Source organism: Klebsiella sp. GG_Kp146 (assembly GCF_040061975.1).
GTDB classification, from domain to species: domain Bacteria; phylum Pseudomonadota; class Gammaproteobacteria; order Enterobacterales; family Enterobacteriaceae; genus Klebsiella; species Klebsiella quasipneumoniae.
In genome coordinates this window covers 174,823-200,816 of sequence record NZ_JBEAHA010000002.1, presented here as the reverse complement: position 1 = coordinate 200,816, position 25,994 = coordinate 174,823, and the positions used below count along the sequence as shown (strand labels likewise).

Annotated in this window: 25 protein-coding genes and 1 pseudogene; 14 read left to right on the top strand and 12 right to left on the bottom strand. The window is 58.8% G+C overall.

What is annotated here, in order from left to right:
* Window positions 1–10: 10 nt before the first annotated feature.
* The 3 genes from ABLU95_RS03265 to ABLU95_RS03255 are packed head-to-tail and all read right to left on the bottom strand — an operon-like array spanning window position 11 to window position 2,936.
* Window positions 11–1,138: an ABC transporter ATP-binding protein gene (locus tag ABLU95_RS03265; protein ID WP_017899248.1), complete on the bottom strand. Its 1,128-nt coding sequence runs from the start codon at window positions 1,136–1,138 to the stop codon at window positions 11–13.
* 12 nt (window positions 1,139–1,150) lie between these two features.
* The gene (locus ABLU95_RS03260) at window positions 1,151–2,053 is read right to left on the bottom strand and encodes a carbohydrate ABC transporter permease (protein WP_025711283.1); all 903 of its coding nucleotides are present in this window, start codon (window positions 2,051–2,053) and stop codon (window positions 1,151–1,153) included.
* Complete coding sequence (locus ABLU95_RS03255; RefSeq protein WP_002915995.1) at window positions 2,046–2,936, bottom strand: sugar ABC transporter permease; 891 nt, start codon at window positions 2,934–2,936, stop codon at window positions 2,046–2,048. Before ABLU95_RS03255 ends, ABLU95_RS03260 begins: the two co-directional genes overlap by 8 nt.
* Before the next feature lie 259 nt (window positions 2,937–3,195).
* On the opposite strand from ABLU95_RS03255, the gene ABLU95_RS03250 reads away from it, so the two are divergent.
* The gene (locus ABLU95_RS03250; RefSeq protein WP_065882110.1) at window positions 3,196–3,393 is read left to right on the top strand and encodes a hypothetical protein; all 198 of its coding nucleotides are present in this window, start codon (window positions 3,196–3,198) and stop codon (window positions 3,391–3,393) included.
* Here the strand turns inward: ABLU95_RS03250 and ABLU95_RS03245 are convergent.
* Complete coding sequence (locus ABLU95_RS03245; RefSeq protein ID WP_023290912.1) at window positions 3,390–3,716, bottom strand: cupin domain-containing protein; 327 nt, start codon at window positions 3,714–3,716, stop codon at window positions 3,390–3,392. The genes ABLU95_RS03250 and ABLU95_RS03245 overlap by 4 nt on opposite strands.
* Before the next feature lie 139 nt (window positions 3,717–3,855).
* Here ABLU95_RS03245 and ABLU95_RS03240 point away from each other — a divergent pair, with 139 nt between their 5' ends.
* A complete protein-coding gene (locus tag ABLU95_RS03240) occupies window positions 3,856–4,569 on the top strand; it encodes an aspartate/glutamate racemase (protein ID WP_023290911.1) in 714 nt (237 codons plus the stop codon).
* Here the strand turns inward: ABLU95_RS03240 and ABLU95_RS03235 are convergent.
* Window positions 4,535–5,461, bottom strand: coding sequence for a LysR family transcriptional regulator (locus ABLU95_RS03235; RefSeq protein ID WP_023319085.1), 927 nt, complete (start codon window positions 5,459–5,461; stop codon window positions 4,535–4,537). The genes ABLU95_RS03240 and ABLU95_RS03235 overlap by 35 nt on opposite strands.
* Before the next feature lie 136 nt (window positions 5,462–5,597).
* Here ABLU95_RS03235 and lysA point away from each other — a divergent pair, with 136 nt between their 5' ends.
* Entirely contained in the window at window positions 5,598–6,860 is a 1,263-nt protein-coding gene (gene lysA / locus ABLU95_RS03230; RefSeq protein ID WP_023290909.1) for a diaminopimelate decarboxylase, read from the top strand.
* Here the strand turns inward: lysA and ABLU95_RS03225 are convergent.
* Window positions 6,853–7,854: a LacI family DNA-binding transcriptional regulator gene (locus ABLU95_RS03225; protein ID WP_004229436.1), complete on the bottom strand. Its 1,002-nt coding sequence runs from the start codon at window positions 7,852–7,854 to the stop codon at window positions 6,853–6,855. The two genes, lysA and ABLU95_RS03225, sit on opposite strands and share 8 nt — an antisense overlap.
* Before the next feature lie 299 nt (window positions 7,855–8,153).
* Between ABLU95_RS03225 and ABLU95_RS03220 the strand changes: the two genes are divergently transcribed.
* The 4 genes from ABLU95_RS03220 to ABLU95_RS03205 all read left to right on the top strand — a co-directional run bounded on the left by ABLU95_RS03220 (window position 8,154) and on the right by ABLU95_RS03205 (window position 12,243).
* Complete coding sequence (locus ABLU95_RS03220) at window positions 8,154–9,491, top strand: PTS transporter subunit EIIC (RefSeq protein WP_023290908.1); 1,338 nt, start codon at window positions 8,154–8,156, stop codon at window positions 9,489–9,491.
* Window positions 9,492–9,498: 7 nt separating this feature from the next.
* Complete coding sequence (locus ABLU95_RS03215; RefSeq protein ID WP_277475240.1) at window positions 9,499–10,926, top strand: glycoside hydrolase family 1 protein; 1,428 nt, start codon at window positions 9,499–9,501, stop codon at window positions 10,924–10,926.
* A 67-nt stretch (window positions 10,927–10,993) separates the two neighbouring features.
* Window positions 10,994–11,767 carry a GntR family transcriptional regulator gene (locus tag ABLU95_RS03210; RefSeq protein WP_117112488.1) on the top strand — a complete coding sequence of 258 codons (774 nt, stop codon included), beginning with the start codon at window positions 10,994–10,996 and terminating at the stop codon, window positions 11,765–11,767.
* On the top strand, window positions 11,764–12,243 hold the full coding sequence (locus tag ABLU95_RS03205) for a GNAT family N-acetyltransferase (protein WP_060592051.1): 480 nt from the start codon (window positions 11,764–11,766) through the stop codon (window positions 12,241–12,243). Before ABLU95_RS03210 ends, ABLU95_RS03205 begins: the two co-directional genes overlap by 4 nt.
* Here ABLU95_RS03205 and galR read toward each other — a convergent pair.
* Entirely contained in the window at window positions 12,204–13,220 is a 1,017-nt protein-coding gene (gene galR / locus ABLU95_RS03200; protein ID WP_002915981.1) for an HTH-type transcriptional regulator GalR, read from the bottom strand. The genes ABLU95_RS03205 and galR overlap by 40 nt on opposite strands.
* 93 nt (window positions 13,221–13,313) lie before the next feature.
* Between galR and ABLU95_RS03195 the strand changes: the two genes are divergently transcribed.
* The 3 genes from ABLU95_RS03195 to lplT all read left to right on the top strand — a co-directional run bounded on the left by ABLU95_RS03195 (window position 13,314) and on the right by lplT (window position 17,185).
* Complete coding sequence (locus ABLU95_RS03195; RefSeq protein WP_195806779.1) at window positions 13,314–13,577, top strand: hypothetical protein; 264 nt, start codon at window positions 13,314–13,316, stop codon at window positions 13,575–13,577.
* A 262-nt stretch (window positions 13,578–13,839) separates the two neighbouring features.
* On the top strand, window positions 13,840–15,999 hold the full coding sequence (gene aas, locus ABLU95_RS03190) for a bifunctional acyl-ACP--phospholipid O-acyltransferase/long-chain-fatty-acid--ACP ligase (RefSeq protein ID WP_032453978.1): 2,160 nt from the start codon (window positions 13,840–13,842) through the stop codon (window positions 15,997–15,999).
* Window positions 15,992–17,185 carry a lysophospholipid transporter LplT gene (gene lplT / locus ABLU95_RS03185; protein WP_087775405.1) on the top strand — a complete coding sequence of 398 codons (1,194 nt, stop codon included), beginning with the start codon at window positions 15,992–15,994 and terminating at the stop codon, window positions 17,183–17,185. Before aas ends, lplT begins: the two co-directional genes overlap by 8 nt.
* 198 nt (window positions 17,186–17,383) lie before the next feature.
* On the opposite strand, the gene ABLU95_RS03180 is transcribed toward lplT, so the two are convergent.
* The 5 genes and pseudogenes from ABLU95_RS03180 to ABLU95_RS03160 all read right to left on the bottom strand — a co-directional run.
* The gene (locus ABLU95_RS03180; RefSeq protein ID WP_008806332.1) at window positions 17,384–18,424 is read right to left on the bottom strand and encodes an NADP(H)-dependent aldo-keto reductase; all 1,041 of its coding nucleotides are present in this window, start codon (window positions 18,422–18,424) and stop codon (window positions 17,384–17,386) included.
* 221 nt (window positions 18,425–18,645) lie between these two features.
* Window positions 18,646–18,864, bottom strand: a complete 219-nt coding sequence (locus tag ABLU95_RS03175) for a YgdI/YgdR family lipoprotein (RefSeq protein WP_002915974.1) — start codon at window positions 18,862–18,864, stop codon at window positions 18,646–18,648.
* A 123-nt stretch (window positions 18,865–18,987) separates the two neighbouring features.
* Window positions 18,988–19,701 carry a TerC family protein gene (locus ABLU95_RS03170; RefSeq protein WP_023290903.1) on the bottom strand — a complete coding sequence of 238 codons (714 nt, stop codon included), beginning with the start codon at window positions 19,699–19,701 and terminating at the stop codon, window positions 18,988–18,990.
* A gap of 63 nt (window positions 19,702–19,764) precedes the next feature.
* Window positions 19,765–20,460 carry a DNA mismatch repair endonuclease MutH gene (gene mutH, locus ABLU95_RS03165; protein ID WP_072421843.1) on the bottom strand — a complete coding sequence of 232 codons (696 nt, stop codon included), beginning with the start codon at window positions 20,458–20,460 and terminating at the stop codon, window positions 19,765–19,767.
* 88 nt (window positions 20,461–20,548) lie between these two features.
* Window positions 20,549–20,689 (bottom strand): annotated as a pseudogene (locus ABLU95_RS03160) (hypothetical protein); the annotation flags it as partial.
* A gap of 453 nt (window positions 20,690–21,142) precedes the next feature.
* On the opposite strand from ABLU95_RS03160, the gene rppH reads away from it, so the two are divergent.
* From rppH to thyA, 4 genes are all read left to right on the top strand, one after another.
* A complete protein-coding gene (gene rppH / locus ABLU95_RS03155; protein WP_004205443.1) occupies window positions 21,143–21,673 on the top strand; it encodes an RNA pyrophosphohydrolase in 531 nt (176 codons plus the stop codon).
* 12 nt (window positions 21,674–21,685) lie between these two features.
* Window positions 21,686–23,932, top strand: a complete 2,247-nt coding sequence (gene ptsP, locus ABLU95_RS03150) for a phosphoenolpyruvate--protein phosphotransferase (RefSeq protein WP_241516367.1) — start codon at window positions 21,686–21,688, stop codon at window positions 23,930–23,932.
* 244 nt (window positions 23,933–24,176) lie between these two features.
* Window positions 24,177–25,052 carry a prolipoprotein diacylglyceryl transferase gene (lgt, locus tag ABLU95_RS03145; protein WP_004205445.1) on the top strand — a complete coding sequence of 292 codons (876 nt, stop codon included), beginning with the start codon at window positions 24,177–24,179 and terminating at the stop codon, window positions 25,050–25,052.
* A 6-nt stretch (window positions 25,053–25,058) separates the two neighbouring features.
* Entirely contained in the window at window positions 25,059–25,853 is a 795-nt protein-coding gene (thyA, locus tag ABLU95_RS03140; RefSeq protein ID WP_023290899.1) for a thymidylate synthase, read from the top strand.
* The last annotated feature ends 141 nt before the right edge of the window (window positions 25,854–25,994 follow it).

Here is a 25,994-nt window from a genome sequence, read left to right as displayed (position 1 = left end):
GCTCCAGGGTTCACAGAGAGAGGTTCTGTTCGGTTTTGGCGTCAAAGATGTGACACTTGTTAAGATCAAAGGTGAAATAGACTTTTCGATTCAGTCCCTTAGCTATCATCGGCTTCGCATCGTCCGACGGCACGCGAGCGGTCAGCTCGTAGCCCGCGACCTGCAGATAGACAAAGAACTCATGGCCCATGTTTTCCACCCGCACCATCTCGCCCATGCAGCCGCCTTCGGCGAACGGCGCGTCGGAGAGCGACACGAATTCCGGGCGGACCCCGTAGAACACCTCCTGATGCTGATACGCGCCGACTTTCTCCGCCAGACGGTCGTTCAACGGCAGGCGCTGGTCGCCCAGGGTCAGGCACAGGCGGCCGTCGTGCTCAACCAGCTGGCTGGGGCGAATATTCATCTCCGGCGCGCCGATGAAGCCGGCGACAAACATATTTTTCGGCTGGTGGTAGAGGTTGTCAGGGGTATCGACCTGCATAATGTGGCCGAGCTTCATCACGCAGATGCGGTCGCCCATGGTCATCGCTTCCGTCTGATCGTGGGTAACGTAGACGGTGGTCGCCGGTTTACCGGATTTTTTCAACTGCTTATGCAGATCGGAAATGCGGATGCGCATCGAGGCGCGCAGCTTGGCGTCCAGGTTGGAGAGCGGCTCGTCGAACAGGAAGACGTCCGGTTTTTTGACGATCGCCCGGCCCACCGCCACGCGCTGCGCCTGGCCGCCGGAGAGCTGGCGCGGCAGACGTTCCAGCAGCTCCTCCAGTTCGAGGATTTTCGCCGCTTCCTCCACCTGCCGATCAATCTGCGCCTTGGGCAGCTTGCTCAGCTTCAGGCCGAAGGCGAGGTTTTCCCGCACCGTCATATGCGGATAGAGGGCGTAGTTCTGGAACACCATCGCAATACCACGGGATTTAGGCGCCAGGTTGTTGACGATCTTGTCGCCGATCCGCACCTCGCCGCCGCTGATGGTCTCCAGACCCGCCAGCATGCGCAGGGTGGTCGATTTGGCGCAGCCGGAAGGGCCGACGATCACCATAAATTCGCCATCGGCAATCTTCAGGTCGATACCATGCACCGCTTTAAACCCGTTTGAGTAAACTTTTTCCAGTTTGTTGAAAATCACTTCAGCCATGATATTTCCCTCTTAACCTTTGATTCCGCTGCTGGTCACGCCCTGCACGAAGTAGCGTTGAGCCAGGAAGAAGACGATGATGGACGGCAGAATGGAGATGCTCGCCATTGCCAGAATTTCGTTCCACGGCGCGCCTTCCGTGACGTCGATAGACATTTTTAGCGCCAGCGCGATGGGATACTTATCGACGCTGTAGACGTAGATCAGCGGACCGATAAAGTCGTTCATCGACCACATGAACTGGAACAGCGCCACCGAGATAATGGCCGGCTTGAGGATCGGCACTACCACATACCACAGCACCTGGATGGAGTTGCAGCCGTCGATCTGCGCCGCCTCTTCCATATCGCGCGGGACGCCGCGCAGAAACTGGATCAGCATGAAGACAAAGAATCCCTGGGTGGCGAAGGCCAGCGGCAGATACAGCGGCAGATAGCTGTTCAGCATCCCCATTTCACGGAACATCAGGTACTGCGGGATCAGCAGGACGGTGCTCGGCAGCAGCATGGTGGTGATGAGCGTCGCGAACCAGAACTTCTTCCACGGGATCTCAAAGCGTGCGAAGCCGTACGCCACGATGGTGGAGGAGATGATCGTTAACACGACCTTCGGGATCACATACTTAAAGGTGTTCAGCATATAGTGGCCGAAATGGTATTCGGTGCCGGTCTTCCAGCCGTTGATGAAACCGTCCCAGGTGGCGTGGGTCGGCCACAGCCCGAGGGTGGTGAAGATCTCATGGTTCGGCTTGAACGAGGCGGAGAACATCCACGCCAGCGGGTAGAGCATCAGCAGGCCGACGAACACCAGCACGACGTAGCGCACCACCCGGCTCACCTTTTCCCGGCGCAGCGTACGGGCCACCTCACGATCGGCGTCGCTCATCACCGGCGCCATCTGTTGAATATCAGCCATTTTTGCCTCCCTTATCGGCGGAATAGAAGACCCAGTATTTCGATGACTTAAAGGCTATCGACGCAAAGACCGCCACGACGAGGAACAACACCCACGCCAGCGCGGCGCCATAGCCCATGTCGAAGTACTTAAAGGCGGTATCGTAGATGTAGAGCGAGAACAGGTAGGTGTAATAGGTCGGGCCGCCGCCGGTTATCACGTACGGGCCGGTAAACTCCTGGAACGCCTGGGTGGTCTGCATAATAAAGTTGAAGAAAATCACCGGGGTGATCAGCGGCACGGTGACCTTCATAAACATCTGCCACTTCGAGGCGCCGTCGATCATCGCCGCCTCATACTGCGACTGCGGGACGTTCTGCAGCGCGGCGAGGAAGATGACCATCGCGGAACCAAACTGCCAGACGCGCAGCAGGGTGACCGACATCAGCGCCAGCGAGGGTTCCCCCAGCCAGTTGATGGCATCGATGCCAAAGACGGCGAGAAAACTGTTCAGCAGGCCGTCAATGGCGAACAGGGCGCGCCACAGCACGGCAATTGCCACCGAGCTGCCAAGGATCGACGGGATATAGTAGGCGGTGCGGAAAAAGCCGATACCGCGCAGTTTGAAATTGAGCACAAAGGCAATGCCGAGGGCGAAAGCCAGTTTTAAGGGGATGGTTAAAAAGACGTAGGCAAAGGTCACCCCCATCGATTTCCAGAACAGGCTATCCTCGGTCAACATATAGCGATAGTTTTCAATGCCGTTAAATACCGGCGGACTCATCAAGTCGTACTCAGTAAAACTGAGAAAGAAAGATGAAACAAAAGGAAAAGCGGTAAAGACAATCAGCCCGATGATATAGGGCGATATCCATGCCAATCCCAGCAGCTTGTTTTCATTCATACATACCTACCTGGCTTACGAGTTGTAATACGGATCCGGTGACGCGGCGCTGTCGGCCTTTGGCCGCGAACCACGCAAAAAAGTCTGAACGCTTCCTCTGGTTAACATATCCTTGTTAATGAATGGGTTAGGTTTTAAGTGGCCCAGCGTGGAGGGGCCGTCAGGCTCTTTTTATATGCTGATCTGTTTTTTATAAAACACCGTTTTAATTTCATTCTATTGCGATTTATTTCCGCGTCATGCAGATCTGGATGGAAATGTGATCAAAGTCGAAACGATGTTTCAAAAAGGTGAGGTGGTAAGCATTTTAGGCGTTTGTGAGGGGCTGAAAAGTATGAAATATCAGCGTAAGCGAGGCGGGGAATATTATTATCAGGGTAATGATTTTGCTGGTATATTTTATTCGAAGGTACAGATAGATAACCGGGGGCGGCAAGCGCCCCCCGACAGGGATTAACCCTGGAGGAAATCTTCGCGGATGGGGGTAAAGGTATCGAGCAGCGTGCCGGGCTGCAGACAGACGCAGCCGTGCATGATCCCCGGCTGCTTGTACAGCGTATCGCCAGCGCTGACGACGCGCGTCTCCTCGCCGATGGTGAATTCGAACTCGCCGGAGAGCACGTAGGTGAGCTGTTCGTGAGGGTGGTTATGCATCGGGCCGACGGCGCCGGCGGCAAAATTCACCTCCACGGCCATCATTTTGCCGTCATGGGCCAGAATGCGGCGGGTTACGCCATTGCCAAGGTCTTCAAGGGTGGTGTCTTTATGGAAAATAAACATCTGCCGATCCTGTTGTTAAAATGAAACGTTGTTTCACTTAAGTTATCTCACTCTTCATGAAAAAGAAATACGCGGCCAGAGAAGTGGAAAGTTGATCACAAGTTTGTTTCACTGGCAGAAACAACATAAGGAGCAGAAGATGAAAACCATTGGCCTGTTAGGCGGCATGAGCTGGGAGTCAACGATCCCTTACTATCGCCTGATTAATGAAGGCGTGAAGGCGCGACTGGGCGGGCTGCACTCCGCCAGACTGGTGTTGCATAGCGTCGATTTTCACGAGATTGAAGCCTGTCAGTCCACCGGCGACTGGGATCGCGCCGGCGCGATCCTCGCCGACGCCGCGGTTGGGCTGCAGCAGGCGGGCGCCGAGGGCATTGTCCTGTGCACTAACACCATGCACAAGGTGGCGGATGCCATCGCCGCCCGCTGCCAGGTTCCCTTTCTGCATATCGCCGACGCCACCGGAAGGGCGATTGCCGCCAAGGGCCAGCGGCGGGTCGCGCTGCTGGGCACCCGCTATACCATGGAGCAGACCTTTTACCGGGGTCGTCTGCAGGCGCAGTTTGCCATCGAGACGCTGATCCCCGAGGCCGACGATCGGGCGCGGATCAATCAGATCATTTTCGATGAACTCTGTCTCGGCACCTTCAGCGAGGCGTCGCGGGATTATTATCTGCAGGTGATTGCCGCCCTGGCGGAGCAGGGGGCGGAAGGGGTTATTTTCGGCTGCACGGAAATTGGCCTGCTGGTGCCTGCCGAACTCAGCCCGCTGCCGGTCTTTGACACCGCGGCGATCCACGCTGAGGACGCGGTCAACTTTATGCTCTCTGCAGAACCGACGCCAGCGGCGTGAGGATCTGCGGCAGACTCTGCTGCAGGTGCGTCACGAAGGCATCGACCAGCGCCGATCGTGGGCGATGGAGCGGGCGGATCAGGCTGACGGTAAACGGCACCTCGACGCTGAAGCGGCGCACCACCACGCCGCTATCGGCATAGTCCAGGGCGGTCAGCGGGTTAACCACCGAGATCCCGGCGCCGGCGCGCACCATGGCGCAGATCGAGGCCGCGCTATGGGTTTCGACCACCATCCGCCGCTTGACCTGATGCTCAAGGAACAGGGCGTCGAGCAGCTGGCGATAGCTGTCGGTGCGCGACAGGCTGATGTAGTTCTCGCCCTGAAAATCGGCGGGGGTCAGCGTCGTCTGCGCCGCCAGCGGATGGCCGGCGGGCAGCACGCAGACTTCATTCAGCGTCAGCAGCGGGGTGCGTTCAGTGCCCGCGGGGGTATGCAGGGTCTCCGTCAGGCCAAGGTCATGGCGCTGGGCGGAGAGCCACTCCTCCAGCAGCGGCGACTCCTGGGGGACGATCTGCAGGCTGACCTCCGGGTAGCGGGCGAGGAACGGCGGCAACAGCAGCGGCAGAAAGGACTGGGAAAAGACCGGCAGACAGGCTATCGACAGCTCGCCCTGGCGGAACTCGCGCAGGCTCTCGGCGGCGCTGACGATGCGGTCCAGGCCGTACCAGGAACGCTGAACCTCCTCAAACAGGCGCAGGCCCTGCACGGTTGGCTGCAGGCGACCGCGGGTCCGTTCAAACAGCCGCAGGCCGAGCACCTTCTCAAAGCGCGCCAGCTCGCGGCTGACGGTGGGCTGGGAGGTATGCAGCATCCGCGCGGCTTCGGTCAGGTTGCCGGTGGTCATCACCGCATGAAAGATTTCGATATGACGCAAATTGACGGCTGGCATGCGGTCTCCCTGAGGCTCGGCTGGAACTATATCATTTTTGCATAGAGTCGCGATAAAACGATATTTTTTATTCGTCCGGCGCTGTGGCGTAATCAGAAAAAACAGCGACCAACACACGCACTGCACCGGAGTTCTTATGCCACACTCGCTTTACGCCACCGATACCGATCTGACCGCGGACAATCTGCTGCGCCTGCCGGCGGAATTTGGCTGCCCGGTCTGGGTCTATGATGCGCAGATTATTCGCCGCCAGATTGCCCAGCTCAGCCAGTTTGACGTGGTGCGTTTTGCGCAAAAAGCCTGCTCTAACATCCATATTCTGCGTCTGATGCGCGAGCAGGGGGTGAAGGTGGACTCGGTGTCGCTGGGGGAGATCGAGCGTGCGCTGGCGGCGGGCTACGATCCGCAGCAGAATCCAGAGGATATTGTCTTCACCGCCGATCTGATCGACGAGGCCACCCTCGATCGCGTCAAGGCGTTACAGATCCCGGTGAACGCCGGCTCGATCGACATGCTGAGCCAGCTGGGTGAAGTGTCGCCGGGCCATCGCGTCTGGCTGCGCGTCAACCCGGGCTTTGGCCACGGCCACAGCCAGAAAACCAATACCGGCGGTGAGAACAGCAAGCATGGCATCTGGTACAGCCACCTGCCGGCGGCGCTGGAAGTGATGCGTCGCTATCAGCTGCAGCTGGTGGGGATCCATATGCATATCGGTTCTGGCGTCGACTATGGTCACCTGGAGCAGGTGTGCGGCGCGATGGTGCGCCAGGTTGTCGACTTTGGTCAGGATCTGCAGGCCATCTCCGCCGGCGGCGGCCTGTCTATTCCTTACCGCGAGGGCGAAGAGGCCATCGACACCGCTCACTATTATGGCCTGTGGAACCGCGCCCGGGAGCAGATCGCCACCCATCTGGGTCACCCGGTGAAACTGGAGATTGAACCCGGACGCTTCCTGGTGGCCGAGTCCGGCGTGCTGGTGTCGCAGGTGCGCAGCGTGAAAGAGATGGGCAGCCGCCACTTCGTGCTGATTGACGCTGGCTTTAACGACCTGATGCGCCCGGCAATGTACGGCAGCTATCATCATATCACCGCTCTGGCGGCGGATGGCCGCGATCTCAGCGCCGCGCCGCAGGTGGAGACCGTGGTGGCCGGGCCGCTGTGCGAGTCCGGGGACGTCTTTACCCAGCAGGAAGGGGGGAAAGTCGAGACCCGTCTGCTGCCGGCGGTGGCCCCAGGGGATTATCTGGTGCTCCATGACACTGGCGCCTACGGAGCCTCGATGTCATCCAACTATAACAGCCGTCCGCTGCTGCCGGAGGTGCTGTTTGATGGCGGCAAGGCGCGGCTGATCCGCCGTCGCCAGACCATCCAGGAGCTGCTGGCCTTAGAGCTTATTTAAAAAAAGGTCCCGTCGTCACCGACTCACGCAACACCAGCGTGCCGGTGAACGGCGGGATCGTTTCGATCGGCTGCTGGTTAGCAAGCTTGATCGCCTGATCGATAGCCGTGGTGATCATGTTGTCGATCGGCAGATAGACCGTCGACAGCCCCGGCTCCAGCCATTTCGCGCTTGGCGCATCGTCGAAGCCAAACAGCGACACATCCTGCGGAATACGCAGCCCCGCCTGATGCAGCGCCTTAGACGCTCCCAGCGCCATATCATCGTTACAGGAAAACAGCGCGCTGAAGCGGGCTTTCTCGTCCAGCAGTTCCCGGCACAGCTCGTAGCCGCGGGTCATCGTCGAGTCCCCGTATTTCACCCGGCTCGGATCCCACTCAATACCATGTTTTATCAGCGCGTTGCGATAGCCCTGCAGGCGCGCCTGGCCGGTGGGGGTGTGCATCGGGACGGTGATGCAGGCGATATCGCGGTGGCCCTGGGTAATCAGATACTCCACGGCCTGGAAGGCGGCTTCCTGCTGTTCGAAGAACACGCAGCGTTCGCGGGCCTGCGCCACATCACGGTTAATCACCACCAGCGGCATGGCGATCGAGTTAATCAGCGACATGATCGCCTTCTCGCTCATATGCCGGGTATAGAGGATGATCGCATCGCACTGCCGGTCGGCGAGCATCTGCACCGCTTCCTCTTCGCGCTCCGGCGTATCATGGCCGTCGGTGACGATAAGCTGTTTTCCCCAGGCTTCGGTCTGGCGTGACGCCTGCTGCAGCAGACGGCCAAAGTAGAAGCCGTCAAAGGTGGAGACGACCAGCCCGATACTGTTGCTGGTCTGATTGGCCAGCGAGCGGGCAAGGAAATTCGGCCGATAGCCCAGCTCTTCCATCGCTTTAAAGACCTGTTGGCGGGTGCTCTCTTTCACCTGACCTGTGCCGTTCAACACGCGGGAAACCGTCGCTTTCGAGACGCCTGCGCGAATTGAGACATCCAGCATTGTAGCCATTCATCGATTCCTGATTTCACGTGGTAAGGCGCAGTTTATCACAGACCGAAAAGGGACATATCGACGGGGCGGGGCGGAAAAACCATCGCGATCACGCTTTTAGCAGGAACTGACCAACCGGCGCTATCTGGTATGCCAATAGATTTTAATATCGATATTTGGGATACCACGCAGCGGGTTGCGAGCCCTGTCACAGAACAATTTTTACCTGGCAACTATGTTTTGGTATGCCAAAAGTCTCTGGCTGTCCACCTGGCCGCAATAAGCCCTTTACTCTGAGGTATTCTTTTATGGCATTACAGGACAAACTGATCGACGCGCTGGGGCGTTTCGCGACGACATTCAACAGCTATCGCTACATTATGGCGATCAAATCGGCGTTTATTACCCTGATGCCGGTGATCATCGTCGGGGCCTTTTCGGTACTGATCTCCAATATGGTGCTGGATCCAAAGAATGGGCTCGCCAGCTTTTCCTCGCTCTCCTTTCTCGCCGCGCTGAAGCCGATCACCAGCGCGCTGAACTACGCCACGCTCAACTTCCTCAATATCGGCGCCGTGTTTCTGATCGGCATTGAGCTGGGGCGGATCAACGGCATCAAAAGCCTGTTTCCCGGCCTGTTGGCGGTGATCTGTTTTATCTGCGTCACGCCGACCACGGTGGAGATGATGGTCGATGGCCAGATGCACGTGGTGAAAGATGTCCTGCTGCGTCAGTTCTCCGACACCCGCAGCCTGTTCCTCGGGATGTTCATCGCCATTCTGTCGGTCGAGATTTACTGCTGGCTGGAGGGGCGCAAGGGACTGAAGATCAAGATGCCGGATACCGTGCCGCCGAACGTTTCCGCCTCTTTTTCCGCGCTGATCCCGGCGATCATCACCACCACCGCGATCGCCACCTTTGGTTTTCTCTTCCACCAGCTGACGGGAATGTATCTCTACGATGCGGTCTACCAGGTGGTGCAGCAGCCGCTGGAGCGGGTGGTGCAGAGCCTGCCGGGGATCCTGCTGCTGATGTTCGTCGCCCAGCTGTTCTGGGTGATCGGTATTCACGGCAACCAGATGATCAAGCCGATCCGCGAGCCGCTGCTGCTGGGGGCGATCACCGTCAATATGAGCGCCTTTGAGCAGGGGAAAGAGGTACCGAACATCATCACCATGCCCTTCTGGGATGTTTACATGAGCATCGGCGGCTCGGGGCTGACCATCGGCCTGCTGATTGCGGTGATGATCGCCACCAGGCGCAAAGAGATGAAAGAGATCGCCAAGCTGTCGATAGGCCCGGGGCTGTTCAATATTAACGAGCCGGTGATCTTCGGGATGCCGATCATGCTCAACCCGATCCTCGCCATCCCGTTTATCATCACCCCGCTGGTGACCGGCAGCATCGGCTATTTCGCCACCCTGACCGGCTTCGCCGGCAAGGCGGTGGTGATGGTGCCCTGGACCACGCCGCCGCTGATCAACGCCTGGCTCTCCACCGCCGGCTCGATGGGGGCGGTGGTCACCCAGCTGATCTGCATCGTGGCCGCGGTGCTTATCTATCTGCCTTTCGTCAAAATCGCCTCCCGCCGTGCCGATGCCGCGCAGCGTCAGGCAGACAATCAACAGACCGCCAACCCTGTCTGAGGAGCCTATGACTACCGTACGGATGACTATTCCCGATGATTTTATCCTTGGCGCGGCGGCTTCCGCCTGGCAGACCGAGGGCTGGAGCGGGAAAAAACCGGGGCAGGACTCCTGGCCCGATCTCTGGTACAAAAACGACCGTCACGTCTGGCATAACGGCTATGGCCCGGCGGTGGCTACCGATTTTATCAACCGCTTTCAGGAAGATGTGCAGCTGATGAAGCTGGCCGGGCTGACCCACTACCGCACTTCGATCAACTGGTCGCGCTTTCTGACCGACTATGAAAACGTCACGGTGGATGAGGAGTATGCGGCCTATTACGACCAGCTGTTCGATGCGCTGCTGGCCAACGGCATCACGCCGATGATCTGCCTTGAGCATTACGAATTACCGGGCTATCTGCTGGAAAAGTATGGCGGCTGGGGGTCGAAAACGGTGGTCGAGCTGTTTGTGCGCTACGCGGAGCAGGTTTTTGCCCGCTACCACCCGAAGGTGACCCGCTGGTTTACCTTTAATGAGCCAATCGTGGTGCAGACCCGGGTCTATCTTGATGCCCTGCGCTGGCCCTATGAGCAGAACACCAGCACCTGGATGCAGTGGAACTACCATAAGGTGCTGGCGACCGCTTGCGTCGTGAAGCGATTTCGCGAGCTAGGCTATCCCGGGACCGTCGGCTGCATCCTCAACCCGGAGGTGACCTACCCGCGCTCCCGCGCCCCGCATGACCTGCGCGCGGCGGAGATCTACGATCTGTTCTACAACCGTATGTTTCTCGACCCGCTGGTGCACGGGGTCTGGCCGCCGGGGCTTCTCGCGCTGCTTGAGCAGCATCAGGTGACGTGGGAGACCAGCGCGGAGGATCTGGCGATTATCCGTGAGCACACCGTCGATGAGCTGGGGATTAACCTTTACTATCCGCACCGGGTCAAAGCCCCGTCGCGGGCCTGGCATCCGCATACCCCGTTCCATCCGGCCTGGTATTATGAGCCGTTTGAGCTGCCCGGCCGGCGGATGAACGCCTCCCGCGGCTGGGAAATCTACCCGCAAATCATCTTTGATATGGCGATGCGGATAAAAAATGACTATCGCAACATTCCCTGGTTCGTGGCGGAGAGCGGGATGGGGGTGGAAAACGAAGGCCAGTTCCGTAACCGCGAAGGCGCCATTGACGACAGCTATCGCATTCGTTTTATCAGCGAACATCTGTGGCACACCCTGCGCGCCCGCGAGGCAGGGGCCAACTGCCAGGGCTATATGCTGTGGGCGTTTACCGACAACGTGTCGCCGATGAACGCCTTTAAAAACCGCTACGGGCTTATCGAAATCGACCTGCAAAACCATCGCGCCCGGCGACCCAAAGCCTCGGCCCACTGGTTTCGTCAGCTCGGCGAACGGCGTGAACTGGTGCTGGATATCGATGATGAATACCGCTAGCCGGGGGCAATATTTGCTAAGATAGCGCCGTGTTTGACTCGCAGGCATGTAACGCACAGGTGATTTTGTGGAAAAAGCGATAATTCCGCCGGAAAAGAAGCCCTATCAGGAGATTGGTGATGACCTGCGCGCCCAGATCGCACAGGGGCGCTACCCGGTCGGGTCGCGTTTGCCGCCGGAACGCCATATTGCCGAAACTTATGGCGTCAGCCGGACCATCGTGCGCGAAGCGCTGCTGATACTGGAGCTGCAGGGGACGGTGGATATCCGTCAGGGATCCGGGGTGTACGTCATGCGTATCCCGCACGAAAACGACAGCGAAGAAGAGCAACTGCTCAGCAGCGACGTTGGTCCGTTTGAAATTCTCCAGGCGCGCCAGCTGCTGGAGAGCAATATCGCCGCCTTTGCCGCGAAAATGGCCACCCGCGCCGATATCGATAATCTGAAGCGGATTATCGAGCAAGAGCAGCGGGCAATCGCCCTCAACGACACCGCCCAGGATAACGCTCGTCTGTTCCATCTGGTACTGGCCGGGGCGACGCAGAACCAGATGCTGTTAGCGACGGTGGAGCGGATCTGGCTGCAGATGGACAGCAGCCCGCTGTGGCAGCAGTTCAATGTGCATATTGCCAGCCGCGCCTGGCGGCTGAAGTGGCTCGGCGACCGGCAGACCCTGCTTGCCGCGCTGCGGCGTCGCGATGTGATGGGCGCCTGGCAGGCGATGTGGCAGCATCTGGAAAACGTTAAAAACAGTCTGCTGGAGCTGTCCGATGAAGACGCCCCGGACTTTGACGGCTATCTGTTCGACTCGGTGCCGATTTTTCAGGGGAAGCTGGTATGACGATCCTGCCGCTGTACGCCGCACCGCAGTTCGCCCGGGAGGTGACCGACCGGCTGTGGCAGGCCTTTGGCGGCGAGGCGCTGCCGCGGGAGTTTTTCGCCAGCATTGTGCAGCATAGCCAGACGGCGGAGGCGCTGCCGCTGACCTTTATTGCCGTGGAAGGGGAGCAGCTGCTGGGAACGATTGGCCTCTGGCGCTGCGATTTGATCAGCCGCCAGGATCTGTTTCCCTGGCTGGCGGCGCTGTACGTCGCGCCCGCCGCTCGCGGTCAGGGGCTGGCCGGACAGCTGCAGCGGCATGTGATCGATTATGCCCGCCGCGCGGGCTATCGGGAGCTTTATCTCTACTCCGCCTGCCGCGATTTTTATGAACGCTTCGGCTGGCGCTACATCGGCGAGGGGCTGGATTACCCGGCCACCGCCGTGCATCTCTATCGCTACGACTTATCGCCTTCCTGCGGGGCCACCACCGAATGACGGCGTACCAGCGTCGGGCTGAACAGGTGGGTGATCTCCGGCGCCGGGCGCTGCTCCGCCAGGGCTAAGGCCAGCTCGGCCGCCTGGGTCGCCATCGTGACGATCGGGTAGCGGACGGTGGTCAGCCGCGGGCGAACATAGCGCGAAATCAGGACATCGTCGAAGCCGATCAGCGAAATTTCCCGCGGGACGTCGATGCCGTTGTCGTTCAGCACCCCCATCGCGCCGGCGGCCATCGAGTCGTTATAGCAGGCGACGGCGCTAAAGTGGCGGCCGCGGCCAAGCAGTTCGGTCATCGCCTGTTCGCCGCCGCTTTCATCCGGCTCGGCGAACGTGACCAGCCGGTCGTTGCACGGCAGGCCGCTCTCCTCCAGCGCCGCGTAGTACCCCTGCAGGCGATCTTCCGCATCAGAGATATCGTGGTTTGAGCACAGGTAGCCGATACGCGTGTGCCCCTGCTGGATCAGATGGCGGGTCGCCAGCCAGGCGCCGTAGCGATCGTCCAGCGCCACGCAGCGCGTTTCATATCCGGGCAGGATGCGGTTGATCAGCACCATGCCGGGGATCTGCTTCATCAGCCCGGCGAGTTCCTCATCGGGGATCATTTTGGCATGCACCACCAGCGCCGCGCAGCGGTGACGGATCAGCTGCTCTATCGCCTGGCGCTCCTTCTGCACGTTGTGGTAGCCATTGCCAATCAGCAAAAAGTTGCCGGTGCGATAGGCCACCTGTTCGACGGCTTTGACCATCGCGCCGAAGAAGGGGTCGGAGACATCGCCCACCACCAGGCCGACGGTTTCCGTGGACTGCTGGGCCAGCGCCCGGGCGTTCGCGTTGGGGTGATAGTTGAGGGTTTCCATCGCCGCGCCCACGGACTGACGCGAGGCTTCGCTGGCTTTGGGAGAGTTGTTGATGACGCGGGAGACGGTAGCGACGGAGACTCCTGCGAGTCGGGCTACATCCTTAATTGTCGCCATACCATGCCTTTTATAGGGTAAGCGTTTACATACTGCTATGTTACGGGAAAGAGCGGCAGATTCAAGGCGCGGCGGCGAAGGAATGGCGCAAATGTGATTCAGCGCGGGCTTATCGGTGACCTGTTTACATTGACGCTATCAGTAATTGAAACCGGCTCGGGGAAATACAAACCTTTGCTTACACTTTGCGATGCGCTGTTGCGAATGTTCGCTGGTTTGTCCGCCGAGCAGGTTGATATTCTGGCTATCCCAGAGGTATTGATAGGTGGAGTCAACGTCATGTTGACCACTTTACTTACACCAGCCTGCGCAGATGCGCAGGTTTTTTTTGCCCGTCGCCGGCGTTGTTACAGATAGCGAAAATCGTAATAACTGGTTGCACTTAGGCTCACTCCCTTGCGTTTTCCCGCTGGCCCGAACCGGGCGAAAAACGCGACAATCGAGATCCCAGAGGTATTGATAGGTGAGTTTCTCAGGTACGCTCTTCGTACTGGACGTCTTACACCAGCCTGCGCGGATGCGCAGGTTTTTTTTATTCTGAAAATCCCCCCGCTGCACTGCTTTCCCACGCCTTCTCGTGTAACCTGCTTTGACTCATCACCGGTCACATGGAGTTGTTATGCTATTGGGATTTTTCAGACTGCTGTTCAAGGGGTTATACCGGGTCAGACTGACCGGCGACACGCAGGCTTTGCACCAGCAAAAAGTCTTAATTACCCCGAACCACGTCTCGTTCCTCGACGGCATTCTGCTGGCGCTCTTTTTGCCGGTCCGACCGGTTTTTGCCGTCTATACCTCAATCAGCCAGCGCTGGTTTATGCGCGCGCTGACGCCGATTATCGATTTTGTGCCGCTGGACCCGACCAAACCGATGTCGATCAAACATCTGGTGCGCCTGATTGAACAGGGGCGGCCGGTGGTCATCTTCCCGGAAGGGCGAATTTCGGTCAGCGGCTCGCTGATGAAAATTTATGACGGCGCCGCCTTTGTCGCCGCCAAATCGCAGGCGACCATCGTGCCGCTGCGCATTGAAGGCGCTGAATTGACGCCCTTCAGCCGGCTGAAGGGGCTGGTGAAACGTCGCCTGTTCCCGCGTATTCAGCTGCATCTGCTGCCGCCCACCCATCTGCCGATGCCTGAGGCGCCGCGCGCCCGCGACCGGCGCAAAATCGCCGGAGAAATGCTGCATCAGATCATGATGGAAGCCCGGATGGCGGTGCGTCCGCGGGAAACCCTGTATGAGTCGCTGCTGGCGGCGCAGGACCGCTTCGGCGCGCGCAAACCCTGCGTGGAGGATATCAATTTCCAGCCGGATACCTATCGCAAGCTGCTGACCAAAACCCTGTTTGTCGCCCGCATTCTGGAAAAATACAGCCAGCGGGGCGAGAAGATCGGCCTGATGCTGCCCAACGCCGGCATCAGCGCGGCGGTGATTTTCGGCGCGATCGCCCGCGGGCGCATTCCGGCGATGATGAACTATACCGCCGGGGTGAAAGGGCTCAGCAGCGCCATCGCCGCCGCGGAACTCAACACCATTTTTACCTCGCGCACCTTTCTCGATAAAGGCAAGCTCTGGCACCTGCCGGAGCAACTGACTCAGGTGCGCTGGGTGTTCCTGGAAGATCTCAAAGGCGATATCACCCCTGCGGACAAACTGTGGATTTTCGGCCATCTGCTGGCGCCGCGTCTGGCGCAGGTTAAGCAGCAGCCGGAAGACGCGGCGATGATCCTCTTCACCTCCGGCTCGGAGGGCAATCCGAAAGGGGTGGTGCACAGCCATAAAAGTCTGCTGGCCAACGTCGAGCAGATCAAAACCATTGCCGACTTTACCGCTAATGACCGCTTTATGTCGGCGCTGCCGCTGTTCCACTCCTTTGGCCTCACCGTCGGTCTGCTGACGCCGCTGCTTACCGGCGCGGAGGTGTTTCTCTATCCCAGCCCGCTGCACTATCGCGTGGTGCCGGAGCTGGTCTACGATCGCAACTGCACAGTGCTGTTCGGCACCTCGACCTTCCTCGCCAACTATGCCCGCTTCGCTAACCCCTATGATTTCTATCGTCTGCGCTATGTGGTCGCCGGGGCGGAGAAGCTGCAGGAGAGCACCAAACAGCTGTGGCAGGATAAATTCGGCCTGCGCATTCTCGAAGGCTATGGCGTGACCGAGTGCGCCCCGGTGGTCTCGATCAACGTGCCCATGGCGGCGAAGGTCGGCACCGTGGGGCGTATTCTGCCGGGGATGGACGCCCGCCTGCTGGCGATGCCTGGCATTGAGCAAGGGGGGCGGCTGCAGCTGAAAGGGCCGAACATTATGAAAGGCTACCTGCGGGTGGAAAATCCCGGGGTGCTGGAAGCGCCGACGGCGGAAAATCAGCACGGCGAAAAGGAAGCGGGTTGGTATGACACCGGCGATATCGTCACCTTCGACGAGCAGGGCTATGTCCGCATCCAGGGCCGCGCGAAGCGCTTCGCCAAAATCGCTGGCGAAATGATCTCTCTTGAGATGGTGGAGCAGGTGGCCCTCGGCGCTTCGCCGGACAAAATGCACGCCACGGCGATTAAACAGGACGCCAGCAAAGGCGAGGCGCTGGTGCTGTTTACCACCGATAATGAACTGACTCGCGAAGCCCTGCTGCGCTACGCTCGTCAGCACGGCGTACCGGAGCTGGCGGTGCCGCGCGATATACGCTGGCTGAAACAGCTGCCGGTGCTCGGCAGCGGCAAGCCAGACTATGTCACCCTGAAAAACATGGTCGACGAGGCGGAGACAACCCATGAGTGAGTCAGTGCATACTAACCCTTCGCTGTATTCGAAAGGGATGATGGCGGTGATCTGCGCCCAGTTCCTGTCGGCCTTCGGCGACAATGCGCTTCTCTTCGCCACCCTGGCGCTGATGAAGCAGCTTTATTATCCGGAGTGGAGCCAGCCGGTCCTGCAGATGTTGTTTGTGGGCGCTTACATCCTGTTTGCCCCCTTTGTCGGCCAGTTCGCCGACAGCTTTGCCAAAGGCCGGGTGATGATGGTGGCCAACGGCCTGAAGCTGCTCGGCGCCGGCTGCATCTGCTTCGGTGTCAATCCATTTATCGGCTATACGCTGGTGGGGATTGGCGCCGCCGCCTATTCGCCGGCCAAGTATGGCATTCTCGGCGAACTGACCACCGGCGATAAGTTAGTGAAGGCTAACGGACTGATGGAGTCCTCGACCATCGCGGCGATCCTGCTGGGCTCCATGGCCGGCGGGATCCTCGCCGACTGGCACGTGCTGGCGGCGCTGATCGTCTGCGCGCTGGTCTACGGCGGGGCGGTGGTGGCTAACCTGTGGATACCCAGGCTGCCGGCGGCGCGTCCGGGGCAGTCATGGAGTTTTAAGCCGATGACGCACAGCTTCTTCAGCGCCTGCCGCACGCTGTGGCGCAACGGCGAAACCCGCTTTTCGCTGATGGGCACCAGCCTGTTCTGGGGCGCTGGCGTGACCCTGCGCTTCCTGCTGGTGATCTGGGTGCCGGTAGCGCTGGGCATTACCAGCAACGCCATGCCCACCTATCTTAATGCGATGGTGGCGGTGGGGATTGTGCTGGGGGCCGGGGCGGCGGCGAAGCTGGTGACTCTGGAGACGGTGTCGCGCTGTATGCCGGCTGGGATCTTGATCGGTATTGCGGTAATGGCGTTTGCGGTGCAGCAGTCGCTGCTGCCGGCGTTCGGACTGCTACTGCTGCTCGGGGTGTTCGGCGGCTTCTTTATCGTGCCGCTGAATGCGCTGCTGCAGGAGCGCGGGAAACACTCGGTCGGGGCGGGTAACGCGATTGCGGTACAGAACCTGGGCGAAAACGTGGCGATGCTGCTGATGTTGGGGCTCTATTCCCTGGCGGTGAGCGTCGGCGTTCCGCCGGTCGCCGTGGGGATAGGTTTTGGCGCGGTGTTTGCCGTGGCCATCGCCGCGCTGTGGGTCTGGGGGCGGCGTAAATAACTTCTCGTCGCGGTTGACTCGAAATCGTAACCCCTGCCAGGCGCGCGGGCAGAGGGAAAACCCGGGTTGCGGCTTACGCCTGACCCGGGCTACCGCGGCTGCTGAGGTGGCTACCCGACCTGGGTAGCGAAGGCCCGGTAAGGCGTAGCCGCCACCGGGCAACAACGCGACGCCAGAAGCCGGCGTCGACAGGTCATGCTACGGTGCCGGGTAGGTATAAACCTGATGCACCGCTTCAATCTCCGCTAATACCTCTTCGCTCAGCTCAAGCTGTAAACTTTCTACGTTGGCCTGCAGCTGCGCCATGGTCGTCGCCCCCAGCAGGGTGCTGGCGACAAACGGCTGCCGACGCACAAAGGCCAGCGCCATTTGCGCCGGATCGAGGCCGTGGCGTTTGGCGATATCCACGTACGCCGCCACCGCTTTCTGCGACTGCTCGCTGCTGTAGCGCGTAAAGCGGCTGAACAGCGTATTGCGCGCCCCCGCCGGCTTCGCGCCGTTGAGGTACTTCCCGGTCAGGGTGCCGAAGGCCAGGCAGGAGTAGGCCAGCAGCTCCACGCCTTCGAACTGGCTCACTTCCGCCAGGCCGACTTCAAAGCTGCGGTTCAGCAGGCTGTAGGGGTTCTGAATGGTCACGATCCGCGGCAGGTCGTGCTTATCCGCCAGGTGCAGATAACGCATCACGCCGAAGGCGGTTTCGTTCGACACGCCGATGTAGCGGATCTTGCCGGCGCGCTGGAACTCGGTCAGCGCCTCGAGGGTATCCAGCAGGGTCACCGCGGGGGCGGCGTCGGCCCAGGTGTAGCCCAGCTTGCCAAAGCAGTTGGTGGGGCGCTGCGGCCAGTGTACCTGATACAGGTCGAGATAATCGGTCTGCAGACGCTTTAGACTGGCGTGCAGCGCCTCGCGGATATTTTTCCGGTCCAGGACGTGGTTTGGTCGAATACTGCTGTCGTTATTACGCGCGGGCCCGCTGACCTTCGAGGCGAGCACCAGCTTTTCGCGATTGCCGCGTTTCGCCAGCCAGTTACCGACGTAGGTTTCGGTCAGCCCCTGAGTTTCCGGGCGCGGCGGGACAGGGTACATTTCAGCGACATCGATCAGATTGATGCCGTTGGCGACCGCATAGTCGAGCTGCTGATGGGCATCGGCCTCGCTGTTCTGCTCGCCAAAGGTCATGGTTCCCAGCCCGAGGGTGCTGATTTCAAGTGAACTGTGTGGGATACGGTGATACTGCATAGCCAGCTTCCTTTTTATTTATAAGGTCAGGCATTCCCCGACAAAGGAGTATCAACATGGCAGAGGGTGAGAAAAAGAGGAAGTAAAAAAATCAAAAAAGCCGGGTGACGAGGAGGAGCGGTGGGTGAAACCCGCGGTGTCCTGGTGTGTCCCGACTCTTCTCAGAAGACTGGTTGTCGGTAAGCGCAGCGTCAACAGAGGCTGGGGCCGACGGGGAAAAATTAACGCTTAATGATTTGTGAAACGTCGTCACGATTGATCTGCATTTTATTACCCTGCTGATCTTCGTAGCTGATAAGACCGGTATCGTCATCCACGGTGGGTTTACCGTCGGTCAGGATCATTCGCCCATCTTTGGTCGCCATGACGTAATCGCTGCTGCAACCGGAAACCGAGAACGCCAGTCCTACGGCGGAAATCAATACTGCCCATTTTTTCATCGTCATCACCTCTTGAGTAGCTGCACCCCATACCTGTCTATTAATAGCCTGATTTGTGAGACATAAAAAGCAGTAAAGTCTGAAAAAGGGTTGCAGCCTGTGACCAGGCTGCAATTTTGTGGTTTACAGCGGGTTTTTCTTATTGCGCAGCAGGTTAAGGCTCTCCACCGCAATAGAGAAGAACATCGCGAAGTAGATGTATCCCTTCGGCACATGGACGTCGAAACTTTCCAGCATCAGGGTAAAGCCGACGAGGATCAGAAACGACAGCGCCAGCATTTTTACCGACGGATGACGGTCAACAAAATCGCCGATAGGTCGCGCGGCGAACATCATGACCCCCACTGCAATCACAACCGCCGCCATCATAATAAACAGATGATCCGACAGGCCGACGGCGGTGATCACCGAGTCGAGGCTAAAGATGATGTCCAGCAGCATGATCTGCACGATGGCGCCGAGGAAGGAGTGAACGTTAGTTTTCAGCCCCTCCTCTTCGCCTTCGATAGATTCATGGATCTCTTTACTGGCTTTCCAGATAAGGAACAGTCCGCCAAACAGCAAGATCAGATCGCGAAACGAAATCTCCTGACCGAGGACGGTAAAGAGCGGGTTGGTCAGCTTAACGACCCAGGCGATAGAGGCCAGCAGCGCCAGGCGCATGACCATCGCCCCCATTAAACCGATCCGTCGCGCGTGGGCGCGCTGGGCGGTGGGGAGCTTGGCCACAACCAGAGAGAGAAAAATAATATTATCGATCCCGAGCACGATCTCCAGCAGCGTCAAGGTGCCCAGCGCCAGCCAGGCGTTAGGATCGGTTATCCATGCAAATAACATTGTTCAAAGTCCTGCAAAATAGAAAGCAGCAATTATATGCAAGCCCCAACGCAGAACAAAAAATTAATCGTGTTGTAACAAAAAATGGCGGGCGAGCAGGGCGGCGGTAAAATTCTTTTTCAGGTAGAAGCCGCGCGGCAGCGTGAGGATCGTTTCCCCGTGGGCGCCGATGGCTTCGGTCAACGCCTTGCTGTTGGCCGCTTTCGGTCTTAGCTGTAGCACCTCGCCGTGGCGGGCGGTAATGCGCTCCACCTCACCGAGGACAATAAGATCCATCAGCTCTTCCCAGTCCATGCGCAGCTGGCGCTCCTCTTCTTCGTCCGGACTCCACAGCAGCGGTGCGCCGACGCGCCGCGCCGCCAGAGGAATGGCGCGCTCTCCCTCCACAGGGATCCACAGGACTCGCTGCAGCTTATGCCGCACATGGCTGCTCTCCCAGGTGACGCCGCTATTGCCAGTTAACGGGGCGACGCAGACAAAAGTCGTCTCCAGCGGACGGCCCCGGCTGTCGATAGGGATCGTTTTGAGCTCCACCCCCAGCGCGGCGAAATCCTGCTCGGGTTTACTGCCCGCGCTGGCCCCCAGCCACAGCTCCAGCAGGATGCCCGTCCAGCCTTTATCACGTTTCAGATCGCGGGGAATGGGGATCCCGGCCAGCGCCGCCAGCTCACCCAGCGTATAGCCGGCCAGCTGGCGGGCCTGGGCCAACAGCTGTTCTTGACTTTGCGGCGGAGAGGAGAGCGGAGCGATAGCGGGCATAGGGCGACACCTTTGGTTAAAAAATGAGCGCTAATTTTGCGCGTTGTGGATAGAGTCTATCGTTTTCTGAGTAACTATACCAATCCCATGATTTATATGATTTTTTAAGGTCATTACGCGGCAGGTGAAAACCATGAAAACAGGTTTTCCAGAACTGGTCACTGACAATAAACAGGATCTTACACCATGTTATCCACAGAAAAGTGGGATAACTGGGGAAAAGCCCCACTACTGGTTCGATTTACAGCCTTGACGTGCGACGAAAATCGAATTTTTAGAGAAAATATGCCCGCGACCTGCGCGTAATCTGTGGATAAAATCGACATTGCTCGATCTTTCATCAGTCGGCGGATCGCATGTGTGATGATCGTCACGTTATGCTGTAATAAGTGAAAGGAATATATTCTAACTTAATGAATATGCTATCATTATTATAAGGTGCTAGCAGTGCGACGTTCAGATTACTCCGGGTTTTCCCGGGTTAATTCCGTACTTCTTCACAACTCTATCCACAGAAAAAGTGAATAAAATCGGACGTCGGGCGCTTTCGCTGTTTATAACTCTGGCAATTACTGTGAGTTATTCAAATGTTATCCGTTCTCAGTGTGCGAACAGAGTGGTTTACCGTTTCCGACGAGTGTGAAACAATCATTCACATTGAAGCTTATCTTGAGGTAGTCCGGTGATTGATGACGATGGCTACCGCCCAAATGTCGGTATTGTAATCTGTAATCGTCAGGGCCAGGTCATGTGGGCCCGACGCTATGGTCAGCACTCGTGGCAGTTCCCGCAAGGGGGCATAAATCCAGGAGAATCCGCAGAGCAGGCGATGTATCGGGAATTGTTTGAAGAGGTCGGGTTAAGCCGTAAAGATGTGCGGATCCTTGCCTCAACCCGTAACTGGCTGCGTTACAAGTTGCCTAAACGTTTGGTGCGTTGGGACACAAAGCCGGTTTGTATCGGCCAGAAACAAAAGTGGTTTCTTTTGCAGTTGATCGGTAACGACGCGGACATCAATATGCAAACCAGCAGCACACCTGAATTTGATGGCTGGCGCTGGGTGAGTTACTGGTACCCGGTGCGTCAGGTGGTGTCGTTCAAACGCGACGTCTACCGCCGGGTGATGAAAGAGTTCGCCAGCGTCACTATGTCGCTGGCGGAGAGCGCACCTAAGCCGCAAAGCGCGCCTGCTTATCGACGTAAAAGAGGTTAAGCCACGCACATTATGCTCACTCGGTTGCGAGAAATAGTCGAGAAGGTCGCGAGTGCGCCGCGTTTAAACGAGGCGCTGGATATTCTGGTGACGGATGTCTGCCAGGCGATGGAGACGGAAGTCTGCTCGGTTTACCTGGCTGACAATGATCGACGCTGCTATTACCTGATGGCTACCCGCGGGTTAAAAAAACCTCGCGGGCGCACCGTTGCGCTGGCGTTCGATGAAGGCCTGGTGGGGCTGGTTGGCCGCCTGGCGGAGCCCATCAACCTCGCCGATGCGCAAAAACACCCCAGCTTCAAGTATATTCCCGCCGTCAAAGAGGACCGCTTCCGCGCCTTCCTTGGCGTGCCGATCATCCAGCGCCGCCAGCTGTTGGGCGTGCTGGTGGTCCAGCAGCGTGAGCTGCGCCAGTTTGATGAAAGCGAAGAGTCTTTCCTCGTCACTCTCGCCACCCAGATGGCGGCGATCCTCTCCCAGTCCCAACTGAACGCCCTGTTCGGTCAGTATCGTCAGACGCGCATTCGCGCTCTGCCGGCCTCTTCCGGGGTGGCGATCGCCGAGGGCTGGATGGACGTCAGTCTGCCGCTGATGGAGCAGGTGTATGAAGCCTCGACGCTGGACACCGCCTCGGAACGTGAACGCCTCACCGGCGCGCTGGAAGAAGCGGCCAACGAGTTTCGTCGCTACAGCAAACGCTACGCCGCCGGCGCGCAAAAAGAGACGGCGGCGATCTTCGATCTCTACTCGCACCTGCTCTCCGACGCCCGCCTGCGTCGCGAGCTCTTTGCCGAAGTCGACAAAGGCGCCGTCGCCGAGTGGGCGGTCAAAAAGATCATCGAGAAGTTCGCCGAACAGTTTGCCGCGCTGAGCGACGGCTATCTAAAAGAGCGGGCCGGCGACCTGCGCACGCTGGGTCAGCGTCTGCTGTTCCATCTCGACGACAGTATTCAGGGACCTAACACCTGGCCGGCGCGCATTATCCTCGTGGCGGACGAGCTGTCGGCCACCACCCTCGCCGAGGTGCCGCAGGATCGTCTGGCCGGCGTGGTGGTGCGCGATGGCGCTGCCAACTCCCATGCCGCCATTATGGTGCGGGCCCTTGGCATCCCAACGGTGATGGGCGCCGATATTCAGCCCTCGCTGCTGCATGGCCATACGCTGATTGTCGATGGCTATCGCGGCGAGCTGCTGGTGGATCCTGAACCTGTTCTGTTGCAGGAATATCAGCGGCTTATCAGCGAAGAGAACGAGCTCAGCCGCCTGGCGGAGGACGATCTCCAGCGCGCATCGGAGCTGAAAAGCGGCGAACGGGTGAAAGTCATGCTCAACGCCGGCTTAAGCCCGGAGCACGAAGAGAAGCTCGGCAGCTTTGTTGACGGTATTGGTCTGTACCGTACCGAAATTCCTTTTATGCTGCAGAGCGGCTTCCCCTCAGAAGAGGAGCAGGTCGCCCAGTATCAGGGCATGCTGCAGATGTTTAACAGCAAACCGGTGACCCTGCGTACTCTGGACATCGGCGCGGATAAACAGCTGCCGTACATGCCGATCAGTGAAGAGAACCCGTGCCTTGGCTGGCGCGGGATCCGCATCACCCTCGATCAGCCGGAGATCTTTTTGATCCAGGTGCGAGCGATGCTGCGCGCCAACGCCGCCACCGGCAACCTCAGCATTTTGCTGCCGATGGTGACCAGTCTGGAAGAGGTCGATGAGGCCCGTCGGCTGATCGACCGCGCCAGCCGGGAAGTGGAAGAGATGATCGGCTACGCCATCCCGCGTCCGCGTCTGGGGGTGATGCTGGAGGTGCCGTCGATGGTCTTTATGCTGCCGCAGCTGGCCAGCCGGATCGATTTTATCTCGGTAGGCACGAACGACCTGACCCAGTACCTGCTGGCCGTTGACCGTAACAATACCCGGGTCGCCAGCATGTATGACAGCCTGCATCCTGCGATATTGCGGGCGCTGGCGATGATCGCCCATGACGCGGAGCGCTTTGGCATCGATCTGCGACTGTGCGGCGAGATGGCAGGCGACCCGATGTGCGTGACGATCCTCATCGGTCTCGGTTATCGCCATCTGTCGATGAACGGCCGCTCGGTGGCGAGGGTAAAATATCTGCTGCGCCGCATCGATATCGAAGAGGCGCAGGAGCTGTCGCGTCGCAGCCTCGAAGCCCAGATGACCGCCGAGGTGCGCCATCAGGTGGCGGCCTTTATGGAGCGGCGCGGTCTCGGCGGCCTGATCCGCGGCGGGCGGTAGCGGTAGCCCGGGTGAGGCGTAAGCCGTAACCCGGGAATCCTCTGTTCGCACCCTCCGGCAAAATAGGATACCACCGGGAAAACGGCATTCTGTTAGCATCCGTATACATATCTTTTACACGCCGGCGCGGATCGCACACCTGGCTTATGCTATGATTCGCCTCCTTCGGCGTGCCCGTTTTAATCGGGCATGGATCATCACCGCTGTCCACTTTCGGCGGAATAACAAGTCTTTATGGTGACAGATGAATAGTGGCTACCTGCATTTTCCGGAGTTCGATCCGGTCATTTTTTCTCTAGGCCCGGTCTCCCTCCACTGGTACGGTTTAATGTACCTGGTGGGCTTTGTCTTTGCGATGTGGCTGGCCACCCGTCGGGCGAATCGTCCGGGCAGCGGCTGGACGAAAAATGAAGTGGAAAACCTGCTTTACGCGGGCTTCCTCGGCGTCTTCCTGGGCGGCCGTATCGGCTACGTGCTGTTCTACAACCTGCCGGTCTTTCTTGCCGATCCGTTGTATCTGTTCCGCGTCTGGGACGGCGGCATGTCGTTCCACGGCGGCCTGATCGGCGTGATCCTGGTGATGATTATCTTCGCCAGACGCACCAAACGGACCTTCTTCCAGGTCTCCGATTTTATCGCGCCGCTGATCCCGTTTGGCCTTGGCGCCGGGCGTCTGGGCAACTTTATCAACGGCGAGCTGTGGGGCCGCGTGGACCCGAGCTTCCACTATACGATGATTTTCCCGGGCTCCCGTGCTGAAGACCTGGCGCTGCTGCCGACCCACCCGGAATGGCAATCGCTGTTTGATACCTATGGCGCGCTGCCGCGCCACGCGTCGCAGCTGTACGAGCTGGCGCTGGAAGGCGTGGTGCTGTTCCTGATCCTGAACCTGTTTATCCGTAAACCGCGCCCGACCGGTTCCGTTTCCGGCCTGTTCCTGATTGGCTACGGCCTGTTCCGCATTATCGTGGAATTCTTCCGCCAGCCCGACGCCCAGTTCACCGGCGGCTGGGTGCAGTACATCAGCATGGGGCAGATTCTTTCGATCCCGATGGTGCTTGCGGGTATCATCATGATGGTTTGGGCTTACCGCCACCGTCCGCAGCAACTGAATTCTTGAGGAACCATGAAACAGTATCTTGATTTGATGCAGAAAGTGCTCGCCGAGGGCACGCCAAAAAATGACCGCACCGGCACTGGCACGATCTCTATTTTCGGCCATCAGATGCGTTTTAACCTGCAGGAAGGCTTCCCGCTGGTGACCACCAAGCGCTGTCATTTACGCTCCATCATCCATGAACTGCTGTGGTTCCTGCAGGGTGACACCAACATCGCCTATCTGCACGACAACAACGTCACCATCTGGGACGAGTGGGCAGATGAAAATGGCGACCTGGGGCCAGTTTACGGCAAACAGTGGCGCTCCTGGCCTGCGCCGGACGGTCGTCATATCGACCAGATCAGCACGGTGATGGACCAGCTGAAAAACGACCCGGACTCCCGCCGGATCATCGTTTCGGCGTGGAACGTCGGCGAGCTGGATAAGATGGCCCTGGCGCCGTGCCATGCCTTCTTCCAGTTCTATGTCGCCGACGGCAAGCTCTCCTGCCAGCTGTATCAGCGCTCCTGCGACGTCTTCCTCGGCCTGCCGTTCAACATCGCCAGCTACGCGCTGCTGGTGCATATGGTGGCGCAGCAGTGCGATTTGCAGGTCGGCGATTTCGTCTGGACCGGTGGCGATACCCATCTGTACAGCAACCATCTCGAGCAGACTCATCTGCAGCTGAGCCGCGAACCGCGTCCGCTGCCGAAGCTGGTCATCAAACGCAAGCCCGCGTCGATCTTCGACTACCGCTTTGAAGACTTCGAGATTGAAGGTTACGATCCGCACCCGGGAATCAAAGCGCCAGTGGCGATTTAACCCCCTCTGCAGATATGACCAACCGGCGTCCGATGGCGCCGGTTTTTTTATGCCGTTTTCACCACCTGAATGAGTGGCAGCCCTCGTCGCCATTAGGAATGGAACGCTTCATCCCGCCCCTGGCCACAGGCGGTTGTGGGC